3 protein-coding genes are annotated in these 5,211 nt (G+C 56.7%); all 3 read right to left on the bottom strand.

The window, feature by feature from the left end:
- Positions 1-385 precede the first annotated feature (385 nt).
- Genes CKO27_RS23310 through CKO27_RS23300 form a run of 3 tightly spaced genes read right to left on the bottom strand, consistent with a single transcriptional unit; the run spans position 386 to position 5,027 of the window.
- On the bottom strand, positions 386-1,777 hold the full coding sequence (locus tag CKO27_RS23310) for an EH signature domain-containing protein (RefSeq protein ID WP_200377304.1): 1,392 nt from the start codon (positions 1,775-1,777) through the stop codon (positions 386-388).
- Positions 1,761-2,654, bottom strand: coding sequence for an OmpA family protein (locus CKO27_RS23305; protein WP_200377303.1), 894 nt, complete (start codon positions 2,652-2,654; stop codon positions 1,761-1,763). The genes CKO27_RS23310 and CKO27_RS23305 overlap by 17 nt, the downstream gene beginning before the upstream one ends.
- A gap of 18 nt (positions 2,655-2,672) precedes the next feature.
- Complete coding sequence (locus CKO27_RS23300) at positions 2,673-5,027, bottom strand: hypothetical protein (RefSeq protein ID WP_200377302.1); 2,355 nt, start codon at positions 5,025-5,027, stop codon at positions 2,673-2,675.
- Between the last annotated feature and the right edge of the window lie 184 nt (positions 5,028-5,211).

Genomic DNA, 5,211 nt, shown 5'->3' with positions numbered 1-5,211 from the left:
TATCCTTTTGTCTGTCGCCCGCAGCTTCTCGCCCAACCGCCCTTCCGTGGACCGATTCGTCCCCGCCCGGGCGCTATTCGCGTCGCTGAAATGAATTCCGGCATCGCTATTTGCCAAGAGGACGTTGCCGCGTCATTCAGATCACGGATTCAGGTTTAAGACAACCAACCAGGCCGTGCGTCTGGGCTAGAGCAAGGTAGGAGCCTGGGGTTTCTCTCTGATCGAGTAGGCTGGCGAGGCGATCGCGTCGAGTGTCCAGGAATTCGACGAAGTCCAAGACCTCGCGCAGCATATCGGGTGGCAGGCGTTCAGTGTGAAGGTGAATTTGGTCTAACAACGTCACCTGGCGTTTCTCCGTGCCCAAGATAGATATAGAACAGGTGCTTTAACCGGAACGCGATACGCCGGTACGTCGGAGGATTTCGGTTTCGTATTTGGTTTGCCAATCGTGATTATGCGTCATGCGAAACCGCCCAGGTGCCTGCGAGCACATGTCAATTAATCTTTTACGTCGATACTCGGGCTGAAAAAAGCCTGGCATCTGCGGATCGCCTATCTGCCAGAGTAGCGTACTGCCGTTCTGATTCATTTCCAGAATCACATAGCTTTCGATCTGGAGCATCAATCCAAGATGATCAGCGCCTGCGCCATCCAGGAATTTCCCAAACGATTTTTCCAGCAGGCGCTGGGCAATGCCATATCCATTTAACCCTGTAATGAGCCACGCACGAGAGATTCTCTTTTTCGCCATGTAACCACGCCAAAACGCTTCCCTTGATGCCACCATTTGAGGTTTGACAGCATTCTGTAGTCGGAAGACTTCAAAAAAAGTTTCTAATGTCCTCTCTGTCAGCCACCATTCAACCGTCTGGCGCGCATTAGGGTCTATATTCGTCCAACGTGCGGGATAAAGGCGCGGATCTCCGATCAGGGTGTGCAGTAAATCGAGCGTTTGAGCGATGACCTCGGCGTTCTGCCGACCCGCCCAGATGACCAATCCTTCAACCAGGGATTTCTGCGCCGCTTCACCCAGGCCGCCTTGGCCTTGCATCTTGTGGATCGGATTGTCACCCAGACTCGCCAGAAGCTGCTTCAGCGTCACTGAAATATTGGAGGAATGAGGATGATCCCGGAGACGCTGACCGAGGGCCTTGCATACGCTCAACAGACAAGCGGATTTCAGCAGTGTTTCACGATTAACCCGGAGCCCCGTGATTTCGTCGATCAGGTGCGCGCCGGCCAGCAGCGATCCCGCGATCTTGGCGACGGCACGCTCCGGTTGGAACAGTTCCCAGTGCATCGAAAACTCGCGCAAGGAAGGCGTGAGCTTGTCAGCCCTAGCTTCGATCCAGCGGGCAAAGCATTTCGTGGCAAGCGACTCCGGTTGCATATTCAGCAGATAGTGTCGCCAGAGTCGACGAGGTGCGGTGCGCCAGCTCTGATCTGCCCAGGCAAGGTAGTCATTAACCAGTCGCGCGTTTTCCGACCATCCCTGTGGCGAGGTCCAAAGGATGTAGGGCACTGCTTTGCACTGCTTCCTATCCAGCCCGAAGATGTCGCCGCGACCGGCAATCAAGAGTTTTTCAACCTCCTCAAGTAGATTGCGTGGTGGCGGCAATTCCACCGGCGCTCCTCCAAACTTACGCTCCAATGTTTCGGCCATGGCCTGGATGGCGAGGGCTGGGGGGCGCACGAAACGCACGGTTCGCCAAGGCCGGCTCAATGCAGCCTTGAGCTTCAGCGCCGAATCTCTGTGGGGGTCATCGAGCAAGGTCATCGACTTCCTCCAGATGAGCGTTCAGTTCCTCCATCGCTTGACGCACGGTGGCTTCGTTGGCGGTCATGGTCAAGCGCACCTCGATCCGTCGATCCAGGTCGCGCACCGCTTCCAGCAGGCGGTCCTTGGTGGTGGTTGCCGGTCGAGTCTCGGCATAACCACTGACACCCAATAAGGCATCGCCATCCTGATTGCGTAGATCGCGCAACAATGGGTGTGCATTCTGCAAAAGCTTGAAGGTCTGGATGGCGCGGGCGGCAGAGAGATCCCAGTTATCCCGAAATCGTCCATTAGAGCCTCCGATGGGGACAACATCCGTATGCCCTTCGACATAGACGGAACTCAAGGTGCTGTAAATTTTGAAGTCCGGGCATGTTTCAGAGGGGGGCGTCGAAATATTCACGTTGCTGTAACAGGGCAGAGTCTCCACAAGCACCCGTCCGAGAGTACGGATCGTCTCTTGCCCCTGCAAGGTGGGTTCTGCCTGTCCGGCCAGAAACAGCCCCCCGGCGGGCAACTTCAGCGTTCCGTTGGTGGGGTCGATAATCACTTCAACACCCAGCACACGGAGTTTTCGGCGCATATCATCGAGCATCTGCGCGCGGGTTTCGTTGGCGGCAGCGATCTGGGCAAATAACGCACTCACCTGATGATCCCGCACATAGCGGACAAATTCCTTCAGGCGTCCGTTTTCCGCCTCCAGTTGAGCATTGCGATCCCGCAACCGCTGATAGTCTTCGGGTTGTAAATTCAGCGCTAGCCCAATTAAAAGAATAATGAAAATGAAGATCACACCGACCATGAGATCGGCCACTGGGCCGAAGAGGTCTTTGCGTTCTTCACCAGACTGAACGGTGGGGAGTGAGCGGCGGAACACGCTATTGGAATCCTAATCTCAATACCGGCGAGCTGATGGCTGCCTTGCTTCAACCAGTTGTTTGCAAGAGTCGCCTAGCTCTTCTGCTGCTTCCTGAAGCTCTGTCGCCACCGTGCTCAGGCTGCCAACCGCATGGTTGATATGCCGGTCGTATTCCGCAAAGACGCTCTGGGTTTCCTTCGCGACTTGCTCCACGCCATCACTCAATGTCGTCAGTGCCTTTGCCAGTTCGGCGTCGGCTCTTCCGAAGCGCTCCTCATGGATTGCAAAGGTACGCTGGGCCGCGTCAGCGGTGTTTTTGAGTCCGAGTAGCGCGGCTTGAATGGATTCGCTGGTTTGCTGGTGAGTGGCGGCAGCCTCACTCATCCCTGTTCGTATTTGGCTAAGGCTTGTTTGAATGATGCTGACCGTTTGCTGCATTGGCTCGCTGGCCTGCCGTAAGGCGTCACCGGCCTTGGTGACGGTCTGTCCGGTGATCTCAAAGGTCCGTCCCGTTGTGGCGAGATTTTGCACTTGGTCAGCGATTGCACCGGGTAAGGTTTGAAGACTCGATTCCACGGTTTGAAGCCGGCCCGCGAGATCCTGAATCGCGCCTTCAAGTTTTGCCAGGACGCCTGTCAACTGCATAACCAGATGGTCGGTCGTTTGACTGATCACCCGGTCGAAATCGCTACCGGCCTGACCAACCGCCTGTTTGATGTCATCCCCCGCTTTCTGACCCCCTTGCCGAAGGGCCATACCGCCTTCCTCGGCACCTTGGGCAAACCGATCCTTCAGGCCATCGACGGCTTCGGTCAGCGCCTTCAAGGTTCCGTTAAGCGTCTGACTGATACTGTCTGGAATTAGTCCCAACGCAGCCGCAATGGAATCAAGCTTGCCGCTGACGCCACCGATTGTGTCGCTGAGTTGCTGTCCGGCTTGACCGACGGATGTCTTGAGTTTGCCTCCAGCCTCCTCGCCGCCGGCAGTCAGGGCGATCGCGCCATTTTTGCCACCTTCAGTCATCCGATCGACCAAGGTGTCGACCGCCTCGGTAAGATTCTTCAAGGTGTCGGTCAGTGCCGAGTCGACCCTGGCGGGTACTTTGCCCACCGAGGAGGTAATACCATCGATAGACTCGGCGAGTTTCGAGAGTGTTGCGTTCAGGGCATTATCGATCGTGGTCGGAACCTGCGTCAGGGTGCCTGCGATCTGATCGAGTCGTCCACTGAATTGGCCGATCTTATCTTCCAGGTCTTGCGAGCGACCTTCGACTTCCCGTCCCATTTTCTCGGCGGCATTGCGCAGATCGGTAGCCGCGGCTCGAATGTCCGTGCCAAATGCCTCGCCGGCTCCACCCATGCCGTCCTTGATCTTGGCAAGCTCAAGGGCGACGGCGGAAAACTGCTCCGCCACGGCGTTGATCTCGCCGCCAGCCGTCTGCCGAACTTGTGTCGAGAACTCCGTGGCGACCGCCTGAGTCATGCTCTGGATGGCGGCCACGATGGGCTCGGCGGTGGCGGCGGGAAGATTCTGCTTGATGGTTCCAAGATGCTGGCCAAAGTCAGAGGCCAGCATCTGTAAACGCTTTTCCAGTTTTCCATCGATCGCGACGGCCAGGTCATCCGTGAATCGCTCCATCCGCGTCAGTTGCTCACGCGCGATTTCGTTGTGCTCGTACAGAAGATATTCAGGTGTCCGCGGAAGGCTGAGATGCTGCACGGCATCGGCCAACTCGCGCGCGGCGGCCTGTTGGCTGGATTGGTAGCGGCGGGTGACGAGGCTGAAACCGATGTAGGCCAGGAGTCCGGCGATCGAGGTGATGAACTTGGCGGAGCTGACCCCCAGGATACCGGTGATGGCGGCCTTCATCGCGACGGAATCCGCCGCGCCGATGTCAGCGACTTTCAGCAAAGCAGCGGACAGACCAATGAAGGTAAAAAGCAGACCGACGGTGAGAAAGACACCCGCCCAGGTGGCGCACCATTGCTCATAGCTACGCCCCGGAAGGGACTCCACCGAAAACCAGAAGCGTGGATCGACGAGGTTCAGGTAACCGCCGGCCTTGGAGTCCTCCTTGAAATGTTTCCAGTATTCCCGCCACAGTGGCTCAAGCCTAGGTTCCGCGCGGAAGATCTCATCCGCATCGCTCAGACGCTTGTGCGCGTCCGGCGTATCCCCGATCAGCTTCCGCAGTCTGGCGGACACCTGGCGGATAGGCCGCACCCAGGGACGATGGCGCCGGAAGTGTAGAAAGAACCAAATAGCCAACGCCATCAAGAGGATCGCAAGGGCTATCGCAAACGCCAGATCCTTGTTGTCGAAGTGACCGATGATCCAAACCAGTCCGTCCACCAAAGAGCCGAACCCTGTCAAATCACGCAACCCTGCCATTCAAGCACTCCATTAGCGCGCTGTTTTTAAAGCAATCTATCCGGGGAGGAACTAATACCTGGTTCCGTGAACTGAATGAACCGTCTTCCAAGAATTCCCGTTACATAACAAGAGGATGGAGGTAAAATACGCCCATTCTAGGGCTCACCCGGCAGGTGACAAGTTGCGACGTTTCATCATCACG

This window comes from Thiocystis violacea, assembly GCF_016583575.1.
GTDB lineage: Bacteria > Pseudomonadota > Gammaproteobacteria > Chromatiales > Chromatiaceae > Thiocystis > Thiocystis violacea.
The sequence above is the reverse complement of the archived record's forward strand: the minus strand, read 5'-3'. Positions and strand labels throughout refer to the sequence as shown.

Coding starts and splice junctions, on each gene's coding strand:
- CKO27_RS23310 (WP_200377304.1), bottom strand. CDS start 1,777: ATGACCTTGCTCGATGACCCCCACAGAGATTCGGCGCTGAAGCTCAAG.
- CKO27_RS23300 (WP_200377302.1), bottom strand. CDS start 5,027: ATGGCAGGGTTGCGTGATTTGACAGGGTTCGGCTCTTTGGTGGACGGA.